The 16,050-nt window shown below is 72.5% G+C and carries 15 protein-coding genes; 7 read left to right on the top strand and 8 right to left on the bottom strand.

Annotated elements, in window-relative coordinates:
• Nucleotides 1-140 precede the first annotated feature (140 nt).
• Nucleotides 141-611 (top strand): nickel-type superoxide dismutase maturation protease, encoded by a 471-nt coding sequence (sodX, locus tag V2J85_RS33070; protein WP_261955750.1) that lies wholly within the window; start codon nt 141-143, stop codon nt 609-611.
• Here the strand turns inward: sodX and V2J85_RS33065 are convergent.
• Nucleotides 515-1,144 carry a CGNR zinc finger domain-containing protein gene (locus V2J85_RS33065; RefSeq protein ID WP_261955749.1) on the bottom strand — a complete coding sequence of 210 codons (630 nt, stop codon included), beginning with the start codon at nt 1,142-1,144 and terminating at the stop codon, nt 515-517. The genes sodX and V2J85_RS33065 overlap by 97 nt on opposite strands.
• Nucleotides 1,145-1,238: 94 nt before the next feature.
• On the opposite strand from V2J85_RS33065, the gene V2J85_RS33060 reads away from it, so the two are divergent.
• A complete protein-coding gene (locus V2J85_RS33060; RefSeq protein WP_261955748.1) occupies nt 1,239-2,000 on the top strand; it encodes a class I SAM-dependent methyltransferase in 762 nt (253 codons plus the stop codon).
• A gap of 80 nt (nt 2,001-2,080) precedes the next feature.
• On the opposite strand, the gene V2J85_RS33055 is transcribed toward V2J85_RS33060, so the two are convergent.
• The 3 genes from V2J85_RS33055 to V2J85_RS33045 are packed head-to-tail and all read right to left on the bottom strand — an operon-like array spanning nt 2,081 to nt 4,854.
• On the bottom strand, nt 2,081-2,833 hold the full coding sequence (locus V2J85_RS33055; RefSeq protein ID WP_261957431.1) for an amino acid ABC transporter ATP-binding protein: 753 nt from the start codon (nt 2,831-2,833) through the stop codon (nt 2,081-2,083).
• Between the two features lie 44 nt (nt 2,834-2,877).
• Nucleotides 2,878-3,819, bottom strand: a complete 942-nt coding sequence (locus V2J85_RS33050; protein WP_030416014.1) for an amino acid ABC transporter permease — start codon at nt 3,817-3,819, stop codon at nt 2,878-2,880.
• Nucleotides 3,820-3,879: 60 nt separating this feature from the next.
• Nucleotides 3,880-4,854 (bottom strand): ABC transporter substrate-binding protein, encoded by a 975-nt coding sequence (locus tag V2J85_RS33045; RefSeq protein ID WP_261955747.1) that lies wholly within the window; start codon nt 4,852-4,854, stop codon nt 3,880-3,882.
• Nucleotides 4,855-5,395: 541 nt separating this feature from the next.
• Here V2J85_RS33045 and V2J85_RS33040 point away from each other — a divergent pair.
• Together V2J85_RS33040 and V2J85_RS33035 are read left to right on the top strand one after the other, a co-directional pair.
• Nucleotides 5,396-6,625: an NAD(P)-dependent malic enzyme gene (locus tag V2J85_RS33040; protein WP_261955746.1), complete on the top strand. Its 1,230-nt coding sequence runs from the start codon at nt 5,396-5,398 to the stop codon at nt 6,623-6,625.
• Nucleotides 6,626-6,817: 192 nt separating this feature from the next.
• Entirely contained in the window at nt 6,818-7,780 is a 963-nt protein-coding gene (locus V2J85_RS33035; RefSeq protein ID WP_261955745.1) for a zinc-binding dehydrogenase, read from the top strand.
• 448 nt (nt 7,781-8,228) lie between these two features.
• Here V2J85_RS33035 and V2J85_RS33030 read toward each other — a convergent pair whose 3' ends face one another.
• From V2J85_RS33030 to V2J85_RS33015, 4 genes are all read right to left on the bottom strand, one after another.
• Nucleotides 8,229-9,047, bottom strand: a complete 819-nt coding sequence (locus V2J85_RS33030; protein WP_261955744.1) for an SCO6745 family protein — start codon at nt 9,045-9,047, stop codon at nt 8,229-8,231.
• Between the two features lie 372 nt (nt 9,048-9,419).
• Nucleotides 9,420-10,559 (bottom strand): PadR family transcriptional regulator, encoded by a 1,140-nt coding sequence (locus tag V2J85_RS33025; RefSeq protein ID WP_330823643.1) that lies wholly within the window; start codon nt 10,557-10,559, stop codon nt 9,420-9,422.
• Nucleotides 10,560-10,561: 2 nt separating this feature from the next.
• Entirely contained in the window at nt 10,562-11,437 is an 876-nt protein-coding gene (locus V2J85_RS33020) for a DUF4097 family beta strand repeat-containing protein (RefSeq protein WP_330823642.1), read from the bottom strand.
• 263 nt (nt 11,438-11,700) lie between these two features.
• Entirely contained in the window at nt 11,701-11,880 is a 180-nt protein-coding gene (locus tag V2J85_RS33015) for a DUF6104 family protein (RefSeq protein ID WP_030415955.1), read from the bottom strand.
• Nucleotides 11,881-12,032: 152 nt separating this feature from the next.
• Here V2J85_RS33015 and V2J85_RS33010 point away from each other — a divergent pair, with 152 nt between their 5' ends.
• The 3 genes from V2J85_RS33010 to V2J85_RS33000 all read left to right on the top strand — a co-directional run bounded on the left by V2J85_RS33010 (nt 12,033) and on the right by V2J85_RS33000 (nt 16,050).
• The gene (locus tag V2J85_RS33010; protein ID WP_330823641.1) at nt 12,033-12,494 is read left to right on the top strand and encodes a CU044_2847 family protein; all 462 of its coding nucleotides are present in this window, start codon (nt 12,033-12,035) and stop codon (nt 12,492-12,494) included.
• On the top strand, nt 12,494-14,665 hold the full coding sequence (locus V2J85_RS33005) for a VMAP-C domain-containing protein (protein ID WP_330823640.1): 2,172 nt from the start codon (nt 12,494-12,496) through the stop codon (nt 14,663-14,665). Before V2J85_RS33010 ends, V2J85_RS33005 begins: the two co-directional genes overlap by 1 nt.
• Nucleotides 14,666-14,988: 323 nt before the next feature.
• Entirely contained in the window at nt 14,989-16,050 is a 1,062-nt protein-coding gene (locus V2J85_RS33000; RefSeq protein ID WP_330823639.1) for an AAA family ATPase, read from the top strand.

Here is a 16,050-nt window from a genome sequence, read left to right as displayed (position 1 = left end):
GGGTGGCCCGGGGGTCTTAGGGCAAAAGTCCGGTGTCGGGCCGGGACTGTTGGAGGATGGACCCGAGCGAAGCGAGATGGGGGTGCCCCCGGACGGAGTCTGGGGGAGGGACGGACCGGGGCTGGACCGGGAGGTAAGGGATGCCGGAGCGGGTGGACGAGCGTGGGCCGGAGCAGGGCGAGGGCGCGGAGCCGGGGCAGGAGCGGTCCGGGCTGCTCCGTGCGTTCGGGCTGGCCGAGGTCTACAACCCGTCAATGGTGCCCACGCTGCACCCCGGTGACCAGCTGGTGGTGCAGTACGGCGCGGCGGTGCGGCCCGGTGACGTGGTCGTGCTGCGGCACCCGTTCCGGCAGGACCTGCTGATCGTCAAGCGGGCGGTGCGGCGGCAGGACGGCGGCTGGTGGGTCCAGGGGGACAATCCGTTCGTCGAGAACGACAGCCGGGAATTCGGGGTCGTTCCGGACGAACTGGTCATCGCCCGCGCCTGGCTGCGGCTGCGGTCACCGCGCGGGGTTCAGCGGTCGGTGCCCGCGCTGCTCTCCTGGGCTGCCTCCGCGGTCCGTCCGGTGCGTGCCGAGCGCTCGCTCTCCAGGCGCTTGCGGGCGCGGTAGGCGGCGACGTTGGCGCGGGTGGCGCAGCGGTCGGAGCAGTAGCGCCGGGAGCGGTTGGTCGAGGTGTCCAGGTAGACGTGGCGGCAGGGGGCCGCCTCGCAGATGCCCAGCCGGTCCACGCCCAGTTCGGTGAGGTGGAAGGCCAGTCCCATGCAGGCGGTCGCGGTGAAGCCGGCCGTCGCGTTGGCGGCCTGGTCGGCGATGTGCATGTGCCAGTTGGGCCGGCCGTCCTCGTCCCGGTACTCGTGGCCGGAAATCTGCGGGCTGACCGGGAACTCCATCATCAGCGCGTTGAGCAGGTCCACCGCCAGGACCTCGTCGCCGGCGGCGGCCGCCTCGAAGACCGCGCGCAGCCGGGCGCGTACCGTCCGCAGCCGGGTGACGTCGCTGTCGGTCGCCCGCCGGGCCGCCTGCTGGGCCGGCCCGAAGAGCTCGCGCACGGCCTCGACCGAGGTCAGGCTGTCGCTGCCGCGCTCGGGCTCCTCGGTGTTGACCAGTCGCACGGCATAGTCCGAGTAATAGGCCAGTTCCACTTGTAGTCCTTACGGGCGGCGGATAGGGTGCGGTTGTGTGGGCGCGGTAATGGGCAGACCCACTACTAGGGTATTACGGCCTGGAGGGGAAGCAATGACCGAGACCGTCGTCGGTGCCGATTGGCAGGCGTGGCAGGAGAGTTGGGACCGGCAGCAGGAGTGGTACCTCCCCGACCGCGAGGAGCGGTTCCGGGTGATGCTCGACATGGTCGAGGCGCTGGTGGGCCCCGCGCCCCGGGTGCTCGACCTCGCGTGCGGTACGGGCAGTATCACCGACCGGCTGCTGAAGCGTTTCCCGGACGCCGAGAGTGTGGGCGTCGACCTGGATCCCGCGCTGCTGGCCATCGCGGAAGGGTACTTCGAGAACGAGCGCCGGGTCAGGTTCGTACGGGCCGATCTGAAGGACCCGGACTGGACGGCGAAGCTGCCGCACGACTCCTACGACGCGGTCCTCACCGCCACCGCGCTGCACTGGCTGCACACCGAGGACCTGCGGGCCCTCTACGGCCAGCTCGGCGCGCTGGTGCGGGACGGCGGGGTGTTCCTCAACGCCGACCGCATGCCGGAGGGGTCCACCCCGCGGATCAACGCCGCCGAGCGGGCCTTCCGGCACGGCCGGATGGACGAGGCCAAGGCCGCCGGCGCGGTCGACTGGGCCGAGTGGTGGCAGCTGGCCGCCGCCGACCCGCGGCTGGCCGGGCCGACCGCCGAGCGCTTCGAGATCTACGGCGAGCACGCCGACGGCGACACCCCCTCGGCGTCCTGGCACGCGGCCGCCCTGCGGGACTCGGGCTTCGCGGAGGCCCGGACGGTGTGGTCCTCGCCGACCGACGGGTTGGTGCTGGGCCTCAAGTAGCGCGGCCCGTGGACAGCGGTGGTGGGCCGCCCCTCGGGGAGCGGCCCACCACGTCGTACCGGGCTTCCGGCAGGAACGCCTTACAGCACCTTCGACAGGAACGACTTCGTCCGCTCGTGCTGCGGGTTGCCCAGGACCTCGCGCGGGTGGCCGGACTCGACGACCACGCCGTTGTCCATGAAGACCAGCGAGTCGCCGACCTCGCGGGCGAAGCCCATCTCGTGGGTGACGACGATCATCGTCATGCCGTCCGCCGCCAGGTCCTTCATGACGTCCAGGACGTCACCCACCAGCTCCGGGTCGAGCGCCGAGGTCGGCTCGTCGAAGAGCATCAGCTTCGGCTCCATGGCCAGCGCCCGGGCGATCGCCACCCGCTGCTGCTGGCCGCCGGAGAGCTGCGAGGGGTAGTTCCCGGCCTTGTCGGCCAGCCCGACCCGGTCCAGGAGCTTGCTCGCGCGCTCCCGGGCCGCGGCCTTGGACTCGCCCTTGACCTGGACCGGCGCCTCCATGACGTTCTCGATCGCGGTCATGTGCGGGAAGAGGTTGAAGCGCTGGAAGACCATGCCGATGTCGCGGCGGCGGGCGGCGACCTCGCGGTCGCGCAGCTCGTAGAGCTTGCCGTTGTGCTCGCGGTAGCCGACCAGTTCGCCGTCGACGGACAGCCGGCCGGCGTTGATCTTCTCCAGGTGGTTGATGCAGCGCAGGAACGTCGACTTGCCGGAACCGGACGGGCCGATCAGGCAGAAGACCTCCTGGGGCGCGACCTCCAGGTCGATGCCCTTGAGGATGTGCGCCGCGCCGAAGGACTTGTGGACGCCCTCGGCCTTGACCATCGGGCCGCCGCTGCTGCCGGCGGCCTTCGTCGTCAGCTTGCTGGTCATCCGACACCTCCGGCGGAGCGGTTGAAGCCGCCGGACAGCCGCGCCTTGGCGCGCTGGAGCGGAGTGGGCGGGAGCTGGCGGCTGGAGCCCCGCGCGTAGTAGCGCTCCAGGTAGTACTGGCCGATGCTCAGCACCGTGGTGGCGATCAGGTACCAGGTCGCGGCGAGGATCAGCATCTCGACCACGACACCGGAGTCCCGGCCGACGTTCTGCGCGGCCTGCAGGAGGTCGTAGTACTGCACGGCGATGACCAGCGAGGAGGTCTTCAGCATGTTGATGACCTCGTTGCCGGTCGGCGGCACGATCACCCGCATCGCCTGCGGCACGATGATCCGGCGCAGCGTCTTGCCGTGGCTCATGCCCAGCGCGTGCGCCGCCTCGGTCTGGCCCTCGTCGACGGCGTTCAGGCCGGCCCGGCAGATCTCGGCCATGTACGCGGCCTCGTTGAGGCCGAGGCCGAGCAGGGCGCACAGGAACGGGGTCATGAAGTCCGACCACTCGTCCTTGTAGATCGGCATGATGTCGATGTACTGGAAGACCAGGCCCAGGTTGAACCAGAGGAACAGCTGGACGTACACCGGGGTGCCGCGGAAGAACCAGACGTAGAACCACGCGACGGTCGACGTCACCGGGTTCTTGGACTGGCGCATCACGGCCAGGATCACGCCGAGCACGATGCCGATGATCATCGACAGGACGGTGATCAGCAGGGTGTTGCGCAGGCCCTTGAGGATGTCCCCGTTGAACATGTACTGGGGGATGGCGCCCCAGTTGACGTTCCCGGAGGCGAAGGCCCGGAACAGCAGCGCGACCAGCCCGATGACGACGAGCGCCGCGACCCAGCGCCCGTAGTGGCGGACCGGGATGGCCTTGATGGACTCGGGCGGGGGCGGGGCGTCCGCCGGCGGCTGGGCCGGCTTGTCGACGTCAACTGACACGGAGGTTGCCTTTCAGCATTCGGCGGGAGGGCCGGAGGGGACGGGACGGCTGCCGGCGGCTCAGCTGCCGCCGTTGAGCTTCACTTCCTTGACCGCCGCGTCCTTGACGTCCCACTTGTCCAGGACCTTGGCGTACGAGCGATTCTTGATCGCGAGTTCCACGGCCGCCTTGAGGGCGTCGCGGAGCTTCTCCTGGCCCTTGGGGACGGCGATGCCGTACGGAGCCGCCTTGAGGGGCGCACCGCCGACCATCTGGAAGTCCTTGCCGTGCCCGGAGACCTTCACCGCGTACGCCGCGACCGGGTAGTCGCTGGAGACGGCGTCCACACCGGCGGTACGCAGCCGGGTCTGCGCCTCGGAGTCGTTGTCGAACGCCTCGATGGAGATCGGCTCCTCGCCGTTCTTCTGGCAGGCCTTCGACTTGTCCTTGGCCAGGTCGTGCGAGACCGTGCCGCGCTGTACCGCGATCTTCTTGCCGCACAGCGTTTCCCAGCCGTCGACGCCGTTGGTCTTGCCCTTCTGGGTGTACAGCGAGACGCCGACGTTGAGGTAGTCGATGAAGTCGACGCCCTGGCCGATCTTCTTGCCGGTGTTGCTGTCGATGCCCTCCTGGCGCTCCTTGGTGTCCGTCATCGCCGACATCGCGATGTCGTAGCGCTTGGACTTCAGGCCGCCCATGAGGGTGTCGAAGGTGGCGTTGTTGAAGTTGAGCTTGATGCCCAGCTCCTTGCTCATCGCCGCCGCGAGGTCCGGGTCGATGCCCTTGACCAGGCCGTTCGAGCGGAATTCCACCGGCTTGTAGGTGATGTCCGACCCGACCTGGAGGAAGCCCTTGTCCTGCACGTCCTTGGGCAGCAGCTTGAACAGCGGCGCATGAACGTTCCGGCTCTTCTGCGCCTCACGCCGGGCGATCGCGGCGTCGGTCTGGTCGCCGCAGGCGCTGAGCACCATCAGCGAGGCGACGACCGCGGCCGCGGCGGCCACGGCTTTACGGTGCCTGCCGGCGGCCGGGCGGCGCGTGGTGCTTGCGGTCATGCTGATCCTCCTGCGGGTGGAGAAGCCGACGTGACAAAGACGTGACGAAGGGGCCGTGCACACCCCTTCGAGCGTCGCGACCTCGGTTGGTGACGGAATCTTGCCATCCGGACTCCGGTATTCGGACTGTCGTACAGGTCAAAATCGGATAACGGACGGGGAAGTGGAGGTGACGGCCCTGTGGCAGATGTGAAACCAGCGCCCAGTGGGAAGCGAGGGGCGTTAGGTTCGCTCCAGGCGTCTCGGAATCCGGACAGCAGGCTCACGGCTCTTCTGCCTTTTTCGTCCATTTCGCCGTTATTGTCGGGCCTCTGAACCCGAGGGTAATGAATCTGACTCGTCGGGGCCTGCGCCCGTCGGGTAGAAAGGTGCGTTACACCCCTCATCCGGGGCTCAGGGCGCGTGTGCGGCGCGCCCGGCGTCCGTACCTCCCCCCGCGCGGCGGCCAACCGTCACGCAGGGCGCGGACGCGGTGCCCGCCCACCCCTTAACCAGGGAGTGGTCACCCTCAGCAGATTTACGAATAAAAGGGGTAAGACAAGTGGCAGCGGAGATCGTCAATCCCGCCAGCGACGGCAATACCGGCGCGGACGAAGGCACGGGCACGGCGCCCGACGGCACCTTCGATCCGGCCTTCGCGCTGCATCGCGGCGGCAAGATGGCCATTCAGGCAACCGTCCCGGTGCGCGACAGGGACGACCTGTCCCTCGCGTACACGCCGGGCGTCGCCAAGGTGTGCAGCGCCATCGCCGAGCAGCCCGAGCTCGTGCACGACTACACGTGGAAGTCCCAGGTCGTCGCGGTCGTCACGGACGGCACCGCGGTGCTGGGCCTGGGTGACATCGGCCCGGAGGCCTCCCTCCCCGTGATGGAGGGCAAGGCCATCCTGTTCAAGCAGTTCGGCGGTGTGGACGCGGTGCCGATCGCGCTCGGCACCACCGACACCGACGAGATCGTCGAGACCGTCGTCCGGCTGGCACCGTCCTTCGGCGGCGTCAACCTGGAGGACATCTCGGCACCGCGGTGCTTCGAGATCGAGCGCCGGCTCCAGGAAGCCCTGGACATCCCGGTCTTCCACGACGACCAGCACGGCACGGCCGTCGTCACGCTCGCCGCGCTGCGCAACGCCGCGAAGCTCACCGACCGCTCGCTGGGGCAGCTGCGCGCGGTCATCTCCGGCGCCGGCGCGGCCGGGGTCGCCATCGCCAAGATCCTCATCGAGGCGGGCATCGGCGACGTCGCGGTCTGCGACCGCAAGGGCGTGGTCTCCGTGGACCGCGAGGACCTCACCGACGTCAAGCGCGAGCTGGCCGGCTTCACCAACAAGGCCAAGCTGACCGGGTCGCTGGAGCAGGCGCTGGACGGCGCCGACGTCTTCATCGGCGTCTCCGGCGGCACGGTGGCGGAGGAGGCGGTGGCGAAGATGGCGAAGAACTCGCTGATCTTCGCGATGGCCAACCCCACCCCGGAGATCCACCCCGACGTCGCGCACAAGTACGCGGCCGTGGTGGCCACCGGCCGCAGCGACTTCCCCAACCAGATCAACAACGTGCTCGCCTTCCCCGGCATCTTCGCCGGCGCCATGCAGGTGCGCGCGTCGCGGATCACGGAGGGCATGAAGCTCGCCGCCGCCGAGGCGCTGGCCGCCGTCGTCGCCGACGAACTGAGCGCCGACCGGGTCATCCCCTCGCCGTTCGACGAGCGGGTCGCCCCGGCCGTCACCGCCGCCGTGGCGGCCGCCGCCCGCGCCGAGGGCGTGGCGCGCCGCTGAACCCCGGGCGGTCCTTCCCGCCCCCATGCGACGGGCCGGGCCCGCACCTCCCTCAGGGTGCGGGCCCGGCCCGTCGCGGTGTGCGTCCTGATGAGGTGCGCGGCCGTTGTGCCGGTTTGCGGCCGGGTGGCGCGGTGCGTGTCACACCCGTGCGCGGTACCGCGGGGCCCGCCCGCGGCCTACGTTGGGATCATGTTTGCTGCCTATGCCGCCCGCATCGACCGTGACCAGCCGCTGAACGGCCTCGAGTTGGGGGACCGCCCGGCCCCCGACGTACGCCCCGGCTGGACGACCGTCAACGTCAAGGCCGCCTCCCTCAACCACCACGACCTGTGGACGCTGCGCGGGGTGGGCATCACCGAGGATGCGCTGCCGATGACCCTCGGCTGCGACGCCGCCGGGATCGACGCGGACGGCAACGAGGTCGTCCTGCACTCCGTCATCGGCCAGACCGGTCACGGCGTCGGCCCCAAGGAGAAGCCCTCCATCCTCACCGAGCGCTACCAGGGCACCTTCGCCGAGCAGGTCACCGTCCCCACCTGGAACGTGCTGCCCAAGCCGAAGGAGCTCTCCTTCGAGGAGGCCGCCTGTCTGCCGACCGCCTGGCTGACCGCGTACCGGATGCTGTTCACCAACGGGGGCGTACGGCCCGGGGACAGCGTGCTGGTGCAGGGCGCGGGCGGCGGTGTGGCGACCGCCGCGATCGTGCTGGGCGCCGCGGCCGGACTGCGGGTCTTCGCCACCAGCCGGGACGAGGCCAAGCGCAAGCGCGCCCTGGAGCTCGGTGCCGAGGCGGTGTTCGCCAGCGGGGAGCGGCTGCCGCAGCGGGTGGACGCGGTGATCGAGACCGTCGGCGCCGCCACCTGGTCCCACTCCGTCAAGTCGCTGCGCCCCGGCGGGACGCTCGTCATCTCCGGCGCGACCAGTGGTTTCACCCCCAAGAGCGGGGAGCTCAACCGGATCTTCTTCCTGGAGCTGAAGGTCGTCGGCTCGACGATGGGCAGCAAGGAGGAACTGGCCGGCCTGCTCAGCTTCTGCGCCGCGAAGGGCATCCGCCCGGTGATCGACTCGACCCTGCCGCTCGATCGCGCCCGCGAGGGCTTCGCGAAGATGGCGGAGGGCGACCTCTTCGGCAAGATCGTCCTCACGGTCTGATTTTTCGCCCACGTACCTGTCTGCGGCGCCGCGGGGCGCTGCGCTTTGCGGTGCCTCCCACGTACCTGTCTTTCCCGCCGCGGGGCTTGTTCGCCGTTGCGCCTGGCGGCGGGCGTTTGTGTGTCGGGTGCGGTGCCGGCCCTCCAGACTTCGTCCTCCGGTCCAGCCCCTCCCGTGAGTGGGAGTTTCTCAGCTGGTTGGGGGCGGGCCTGCTGTGTTGGCTGCACGCTCGTGGGCATTACGTGCACCCCCACCACCGTTTTCTTCTCCCCCAACGGGAGGGGACGGGCCGGAGGGGCCGGTTGTGTGGACGTAAAGCGTCAGCAGTCCACACAACCGGCCCCGGAGGCCCGTCACCGCACCCACCACAACCCAGCCCGCCGCAGGCGCAACGGCGAGAAACCACCACGGCGGGACAGCCAAGTACGTGGGAGGCACCGCAAGACGGCTACGGGGGCGAGGAAAACGCACCGCGCAGCAGCTGGGCCAAGCGGTCGGCGCGGGAGTGGCCCAGGGCGCGCCAGGGGCCGGCCGCCAGGCGGTCCGTCAGGCGCTCGATCGCCCGGTGCTCCTCGCGGCCGCGATCCGTCGCGGTGCCGTCCGGGGCGATCCAGCCGCGCGCGGCGAGGCGATGGCGGGCGTCGCTCCATTCCCGTGCGCTCCAGCCGCGCCCGGCGAACTCGGTGTCGGTCGCGGCACCGATCGCCGTGACCGACACCAGGGCCTCGCACGGGTCCAGCCCGCACGTCAGCAGCGCCGCCACATGGCCGTCGCCGCGGTGCTCCCGGATGACGGTGGCGGCCTGCCAGAGGGCCAGATGGGGGGCCTCCGGCCAGGGCAGGTCGCGGTTGGCGGCGGCCAGCGGGCGGCCGGCCGGACCGGCGTTCTCGGCGGCCTGGCGCGCGAGCCGGGCCGCCTCCGCGAGCTGCGCGGTGTCCAGCCGGCCGTCGATGAGGGCGGTCAGTGCGCGGTCCATGGCCAGCAGCCGGGCGTCCAGCACCTTGGCCGGTTCCGCGACCGTCCAGATCTGCGGGACGTGCCGGGCGACCAGGCGCGGGCTGAAGGTGTAGTACGTGGCGGTCACCAGCTCGGGCCCGGCGGCGCCGAGGGGGGCCGTCCGCCAGGCGAAGTAGCTGGGCCAGCGGGAGGCGACGTCGTATCCGAGGTCCGCCGCGACCTGACGGGCCTCGGGCGCGACGTACAGCATGGCGTGCAGTGGCTCCAGCAGATGCCACATCCGGCGGGCGACCGAAAGGTATTCCGACATCGCGTTACCTCATGGGCTACGGGTGCGCGCAGACAGGGAGTTGACCGGGCCGGTCCGGAGGGGCCGGGGCGCGGCCGCCGGCCGGCGGCGTGGGGAGGGGGTCCGTCGGAACCCCCGCGCCGGACGAAAAGCCGTGCGAAATAGTGACTTCCCCGATTACGGCGCGTGAATCCAGCGCGCAGAAGGCAACTCTCTGTAGTTGTCGGTGAGTTGAGGACGCGCTGCGGGCCTGGTGGGTTCGGTGGGGGGCGGTGTGCGGCGGGGGTCGCTTTCGGCCGCGGGTGGGAAGTGGGTGGCGGCGGGCTCCCGGGGCCGGTGTTCCGGCACACCTGGGCGCGCCGCCGCCGTGGGCCTCGGGTACGCGTCGGCGGGCTACCGCTCCGGGTCCGTGGTGGGCGGGTGCCGGTCCGGGTGCCGGAGCAGGGCGCCGATGTGGGCGGCGGCGGCCGACAGGCGGCGGCGCGACTCGCTGAACTGCTCGGGCGTGACGCCGTGATCGCGGGCGGCGTCCCGCAGGTCGTCGCGGAAGCGGTCCAGCAGCCGGTCGAAGTCGCGGGCCGGGTCACCGCTGACCGGCTCCTTCGCCCACTCGGGGGCGGGGGGCGCCGCGGACGGGGCGGGCTCCTGGGGGTGCCCGGTGTCCTCCTTGGCGAGGTCGATCCGTTCGACCGTCACCTCGGCGCCGTCGGCGGGGGCGGTCGGTCCGGCGGGGCGGTCCGCCGCGGGCCGTTCGCCGGTGAACCGGCCGACCTCGCGGGACACCTCGGAGAGCGCCTCCCGGACCGCGCCCGACCAGTCGCCCGTCCGCACCGCGCCCTGGGCCTGGTCCTGGACGCGCTTGATGACCCGCTGGATCTCCTCGCGCGCGAAGACCTGCGCCTCCCGGGCCTGCTTACGGGCGCGCTGGGCGTCCTGCCGGGCCCGCTTGCTCTCCTCCTTGGCCCGCCGGGCCTGTTCCTTCCACTCCTCCTTGGCGCGCCGGAACTCCTCCTTCGCCTGCCGCCAGGCCTCCTTGTCGCCGAACGCGCCGTCGAAGTAGTCCGCGGCCTCGGGGAACGACCGTCCGGCGCCCCCCGGGGCGCCGTTCTTCGCGCCGCCGCGCCCGCCCCCCGCGGACGCGCCCGCGCGGGCCTGCTGGGCGGCCTCGCGCATCTCGCGGCGCAGGTCGCGCGCCGAGCCGTTCACGTCCTCGCGGATGTCGGAGGCCAGCGCGGCGACCGACTCCCTTATCTCCATTTCCAGATCGGCCAGCTCGCCGCCGCGGTCGGCGAGCTCGGCCCGTCCGGCGTCGGTGATCGAATAGACCTTGCGGCCGCCCTCGGTCGCGTGTGTCACCAGGCCCTCGGCCTCCAGCTTGGCCAGCCGCGGGTAGACCGTGCCGGCGGAGGGGGCGTAGAGGCCCTGGAAGCGCTCCTCCAGGAGGCGGATGATCTCGTAGCCGTGCCGCGGGGCCTCGTCCAGCAGCTTGAGGAGATACAGGCGCAGGCGGCCATGGGCGAAGACGGGGGGCATGCTCAGAGCACCTTCTTCTCGGCGGGCGGGTCGGCGGGGGAGTCCTCGTAGGCGGGGCGGCGCAGCAGGGCCAGTCCGCCGGAGATCGTGGTGACCTTGAGGCGGCCGGTGCCCGCGCCCAGCGAGCCGGTGATCCTCTTTGCGCCCCACTGGCCGCTGACCCGGAGGTCGTCGAAGGCGTTGGAGACCGTGCCGGTCGTGGTGTTGGCATCGACCCTGGCGTCGGCCGGGTCGGGCAGCCGGATGGCGACCTCGCCGGAGACCGTGGTGAGGGTGATGTCGGCGCCCTTGCCGGGGTCGAGGTCCAGGACCATGTCGCCGCTGACGGAGTCCGCGCGCACCGCCTCGCCCGCGCCGTCGATCACCGTCAGATCGCCCGAGACGGAGTTGAACCGCAGGTCCCCCTGGAGCGACTGCACCTCGACGTCGCCGGAGACCGTGTCGGCCCGCACCCCGCCGGTCAGGCCGACCAGCGTGATGCCGCCGGAGATGCCGCGGACGTCCGTGCGCCCCGAGATCCCGGAGACCACCGCGCTGGCGCCGATCACCCCGACCTCGACCCGGGTGCCGGCCGGCACCGCCACCGAGACCACCGCGCTGCGCTGCCACCCCTTGCGGTCGAGGAACTTCATGAACCCCTTCCAGGGCAGGTCCTCGTACGCGACGGAGAGGGTGCCGTTGTCGAAGGAGACGGACAGGGGCGAGCCGTGCAGTTCGCTGATCTCCAGGCGCGGGGGGCTGCCGTCGGAGGTGCCGACGACGTTGACCGTGCCGCCCACCAGGCGGACGTTGAGCCCGCGGACGGAGTCCGGGATCTCCAGCGTGCGCGGGGCGGTCACCTCGATCGGGTTCTGCGACCACGCGGTCCGGGCTGACATTCCTGGCCTCCCCTGGATAGCCGTACAACGCAACATATCGCGTCCTCAACAGACACGATATATCGCGGCTTCGGGAAGTCAAGCGGCCCCGACCCTGACCCGTCCCCTATTCGCCCCCTACGTCATCCCTGGTCTTCGTCCCTGGTCATCGAACCCTGGCCGCCGTCCCCACGGCGTCCTCGCGCCGTACGGTCCTGACGGTCGGGCCCGTGCCGTACGGCGCCCCCGCCCCGCTGCTCCTCGCCGCTCCTCCCGCTCGTCCGCTACTCGTCGTCCTCGTCGTCCAGCCGCGCCAGCCAGGTGGCCAGCCGCTCCACCGGAACCTCGAAGTCCGGGTTCAGGTCGACGAACGTGCGCAGCTGATCGGCCACCCACGCGAGGGTGACCTCCTCCTCGCCGCGCCGGTTCTCCAGCTCCTCGATGCCACGGTCAGTGAAATACACGCGCTCTCCACCAGGGGTCATGGGTCATTCCCGGCCAGGATAGGCAGGCCCACGGACCTCTCGCGCCCCAGCCGCCCGGGGGCTAGCCTGATCACCTGTCAGCGGTCCTGCGGCAATCGGGGAATTGCCGTCCAGGGGGAGCGGAGGCCGTGATGCAAGATCGCGCACAGCGCATCGAACTGCCCGACGGGACGGAGGTCTGGGCCCGGGTCTCCCGGCTGGACGCCCCCGGGCTCGACGGGACGGACGCCCTGCACGGGGACGAGGACGGGGACTTCGAGGACGTCGGCGCCTGGGACGCGCTGGGCGCCCGGGTCGAGGGGCTCCGCGAGGTGATCGGCGGGGTCGCCGCCAGCGTCCGCCAGGCCACCGCACGGGTCGCGCCGCACGAGACCAGCGTGACCTTCGGCGTGGAACTGTCCGCGAAACCGGGCAAGGCGATCGCCCTGCTCGCCGACGGGGAGGCCAAGACCAACCTCTCCGTCACCCTCGCCTGGCGGCAGGACCGCCAGGACGGCCGCGACCGGCAGGACCACGACGGGGGCGCGCCGGCGGGCGCACCGCCGGCGGAGCCTCCGGCCGGCCGCCGGGAGCCCGATGACGCGGGCCGCTGATGGCGACCGCCGAGCAACGCACCGGTGACCGCGCCCGGTACGCCCAGCTCCTGGAGCATGCCGGCCGCACCACCGTCGCCCTGCGCGCGGCGCCGGGCGCAGCCGACGTCCGGCTGTGGGGCAGTGGGGTGCTGATCGCCCCCGGATGGGTGCTGACCTGCGCACACGTCCTCGCGGCGAGCGACGGACGGCGCCGCGAGACCGGTCCGGACGGGGTCTTCGGGGTCGCGTTCGGCGGCCGGGTGGAGCCCGCGCGCCTGGTGTACGACCTGAGCCGGCCCGCCCCGGAGGCCGGCCCCGGCGCGGCCCGCGCCGATCTCGCCCTGGTGCGGCTGCTCGACCCGGAGGCCGACCATCCGTGCGCCTGGCTGAGCGACCAGCCGGCGACGCTCCTGGAGGACGCCTACATCTTCCGCGGCCACGACCGGTCGGGCGGGGCGGACGTTCCGGACGTGCCCGGGGGCCACGACCGGCCGGACGGGGACGAGCGGCCCGCCGCCGGGAAACGCGTACTACGTGAGTCGGCGGTGCGCGGGCCGGCCGGGGCGCCGGGCCCGTCCGCCGCCGTGGACCCGTTCATCGCCGTCCGCTTCGGCGCCCGGGACGCCCGGGGGCTCCAGTTCGGCAGCGATGTCCGGGTCAGCCCCGGGGCGTCCGGCGGGCCGCTGATCGACTGTGACCGCGGCGAGGTCGTCGGCATCGTCAAGGGCCGCCACCAGCAGGACCACGTCGGCCTCGCGGTGCCGGTCACCGCGCTGCGCGGGCTGGGCCCGGAGCATCTGGTGGCCGGCGCCGAAGGGCTCGGGCCCGAGCCGTACCACGCGCTGATGGGGCTGCACGACCGCTGGCACTGGACCGGGCAGGACCTCGCCCGGGCCGGCGGGCCCACCTGGTTCGACGCCCAGCACGCCGTCATGGCGGGCCGCGGCCGCCTCTGGGGCGTCCAGGAGCGGCTGCAGGCCCTGGACCTGCTCGCCCGGTTGCCCGCACCGCGCGACCCGCTGCTCGTCGAGGCGGCGGTCGACGAGGCGCTGGAGCGCGGTGAACGGCCCGGCGCCTGGTCGCTGCGCACCTGGCGGGACGGGCACGGCGCGCTCTATCAGGGCAGCGACCCGTACACGGAGCTCCGCGCCTTCGTGCACTACCTGCGGATCGTGGCCCAGCGGACCGCCGACGAGGTGCGGGACGTACCGGGCGAGGAGGCCGCCGCGGTCCGCGAAGGGACCGCCAGGCTCGCGGAGTTCGTCCAGGCCAAGGCGGTCGTCCTGCAGCCGCAGGACCGCCGCCGGATCGGCCCGGTGCGCCGCCGCCCGCGCTCCGTCCTCGTCGAGTTCGAGCCGCTCTTCTACGACGAGAACGGCCATGAGCTCTACAACTGGTCGGTCAGTGAGGGCTACGGCCGGGGGCAGTGGCTGCGGGTGGACGTCCAGGAGTCGGCCGGCGGGGTGCCGTTCGAGGAGGCGCGCGAGCAGGTGCTGCGCGGGCTCGGCGGCCGGCTGCTGCGGGCCGACGGGGACGCCGGGCCGGGCGCCCGGGTGCGCCTGGAGGTCGCCGTCCCCGAAGGGCGCTGGCACACCGCCGCCGGCCGGTGGGAGGTCGCCGCGTCGACCCGGCGCACCGCCCGGCGGCGGCCGGTGGGTCCCGGCCGTGCCGTGGTCCTGCGGGACCAGGGCCGGCGCGAGGAGGTCGATCCGGCCTGGCTGCGCCGCTGGCAGGGCATGACCGCCGCCTCGGCGCTGACGGCGTTGCGGATTCCGCCCACGGGTGCCGGCGCGCGCCCCGGCGGCTCCGCCGAAACGATCTGGCGGCTGCTGGAGACGGCGGAGGACGGGGCGCTGCCCGCGCTGTGCCGGACGGTCGCCGACGGGTTCGGCCGGGACGCGGTCGGGGTGGCCCTGGACACCGGCTTCCCGGCCGGGCTGTGGCCGGCCCGCGGCCACGGCGAGGAGCGGGAGTGCGACGCCGGCTGCGAGGAATTCCACCGCGGCGTACGGGAGTTGCTCCAGGGCTCGGGCGGTCTGGTCCGGCTCCCCGAGCTCGTCCGGCAGCTGCGCGCCAAGGCCGCCGAGGAGGGCAGTCACTGGGCCCGGGACCTGATCCTCCTCTACGACGACCCGGAGGACCCGCTGCCCCCGCTCTTCCCGGACCGGCCCCAGGTGTCCCCGGGGTGAGCGGGGGAGCGCACGACCGCGTGCGCCGGGTGGCCGATGCCGTGCCCCGGTTCCGTGCCCCCGCCCGGCCCGCAGCGCCCCGCCCGCGACCCGCGAGACCGGAAACCGCCCCGTGCGCTTCCGTAGGGATGGGTACTGTCATAGCTTCGTGGAAGACTTGTTCGTGGACGATGTGGCGCAACGACGCGACAGCGGGCGGCAGTTCGGCGTGGCCGGGGTGCGTGCGCGTGACGATGTGAGCGGGACGACGTGAGGCGCGCCGCGTGGTGGCGTGATGACGTGACCGAAGGTACCGACCCGGTCCGGCGACGAGGAGTTCCGACGTGAGCGACTGGCTCATCTACCGTGGCGCGGGAGCACCGCACGACGGAATTGAGCACCTTCCGCCGCCACCCCCTTGGCGTGATTTCGACGGCGGCCCCCTCGTGGCGCCGCCGGCCGCGCTCGACCCCGCCTCCGAGCGCAGGCTCGGCGTGCAGTACCGCGAGGCCAGCCACCACCGCCCCGGCGAGACCGAGCGCGAGCTGGTCAACGCCGCGCTCTACCTGCGCCGGCCGCTGCTGGTGACCGGCGCCCCGGGCAGCGGCAAGAGCACCCTCGCGCATTCGGTCGCGTACGAACTCGGCCTCGGCCGGGTGCTCAGCTGGCCGGTGGTCAGCCGCAGCACGCTCCGCGACGGCCTGTACGACTACGACGCCATCGGCCGGCTCCAGGACCTCCAGATCGCCCGCGCCGCCCCGTCGCCCGCCGCGGACGGCGCCGCCGGAGGGGCCGGCGAGGACGGCACCGGCGAACCGGGCGGCGGGATCGGCCGCTACATCCGCCTCGGCCCGCTGGGCACGGCCCTGTTGCCGGCCGCCCGGCCCCGGGTGCTGCTCGTCGACGAGCTCGACAAGAGCGACATCGACCTGCCCAACGACCTCCTCAACGTCCTGGAGGAAGGGGAGTTCCGGATTCCGGAGCTGGAGCGGCTGGCCGGATCCGCGCCCGAGGTGGAGGTGCTCACCGACGACGGCGCGCGGGTGACGGTCCGCGGCGGCCGGGTGCGCTGCCATGCCTTCCCCTTCATCGTCCTCACCAGCAACGGGGAGCGCGACTTCCCGGCGCCCCTGCTGCGCCGCTGCATCCACCTCCACATCCCGGCGCCCGACAGGGAGCGGCTGGCCGCCATGGTGCGGGCCCACTTCGGCGAGGGCGCGGCCGAGCGCTACGCATCCGTGATCGACCGCTTCCTGGACCGCGAGCCCGGTGACGTGCGCGCCGTCGACCAGCTCTTCAACGCCATCCACCTCACCCAGAAGGCCGGCTGGACGGACCAGGACGAGGAGGAGACCCGGCGGCGGCTGACGGCGGAGTTGATGCGGCCGCTCGATCGGACGAGGTGA

It is taken from the genome of Streptomyces bugieae, assembly GCF_036352915.1.
GTDB classification, from domain to species: domain Bacteria; phylum Actinomycetota; class Actinomycetes; order Streptomycetales; family Streptomycetaceae; genus Streptomyces; species Streptomyces endophytica.
Note: the sequence above shows the minus strand (reverse complement) of the source record. Positions and strands in the feature narration are given on the sequence as shown.

Excerpts from the sequence above, each read along its gene's own strand:
- sodX (WP_261955750.1), top strand. The coding sequence starts at position 141 with ATGCCGGAGCGGGTGGACGAGCGTGGGCCGGAGCAGGGCGAGGGCGCG.
- V2J85_RS33060 (WP_261955748.1), top strand. The coding sequence starts at position 1,239 with ATGACCGAGACCGTCGTCGGTGCCGATTGGCAGGCGTGGCAGGAGAGT.
- V2J85_RS33055 (WP_261957431.1), bottom strand. The coding sequence starts at position 2,833 with ATGGTCAAGGCCGAGGGCGTCCACAAGTCCTTCGGCGCGGCGCACATC.
- V2J85_RS33045 (WP_261955747.1), bottom strand. The coding sequence starts at position 4,854 with ATGACCGCAAGCACCACGCGCCGCCCGGCCGCCGGCAGGCACCGTAAA.
- V2J85_RS33035 (WP_261955745.1), top strand. The coding sequence starts at position 6,818 with ATGTTTGCTGCCTATGCCGCCCGCATCGACCGTGACCAGCCGCTGAAC.
- V2J85_RS33030 (WP_261955744.1), bottom strand. The coding sequence starts at position 9,047 with ATGTCGGAATACCTTTCGGTCGCCCGCCGGATGTGGCATCTGCTGGAG.
- V2J85_RS33025 (WP_330823643.1), bottom strand. The coding sequence starts at position 10,559 with ATGCCCCCCGTCTTCGCCCATGGCCGCCTGCGCCTGTATCTCCTCAAG.
- V2J85_RS33020 (WP_330823642.1), bottom strand. The coding sequence starts at position 11,437 with ATGTCAGCCCGGACCGCGTGGTCGCAGAACCCGATCGAGGTGACCGCC.
- V2J85_RS33010 (WP_330823641.1), top strand. The coding sequence starts at position 12,033 with ATGCAAGATCGCGCACAGCGCATCGAACTGCCCGACGGGACGGAGGTC.
- V2J85_RS33005 (WP_330823640.1), top strand. The coding sequence starts at position 12,494 with ATGGCGACCGCCGAGCAACGCACCGGTGACCGCGCCCGGTACGCCCAG.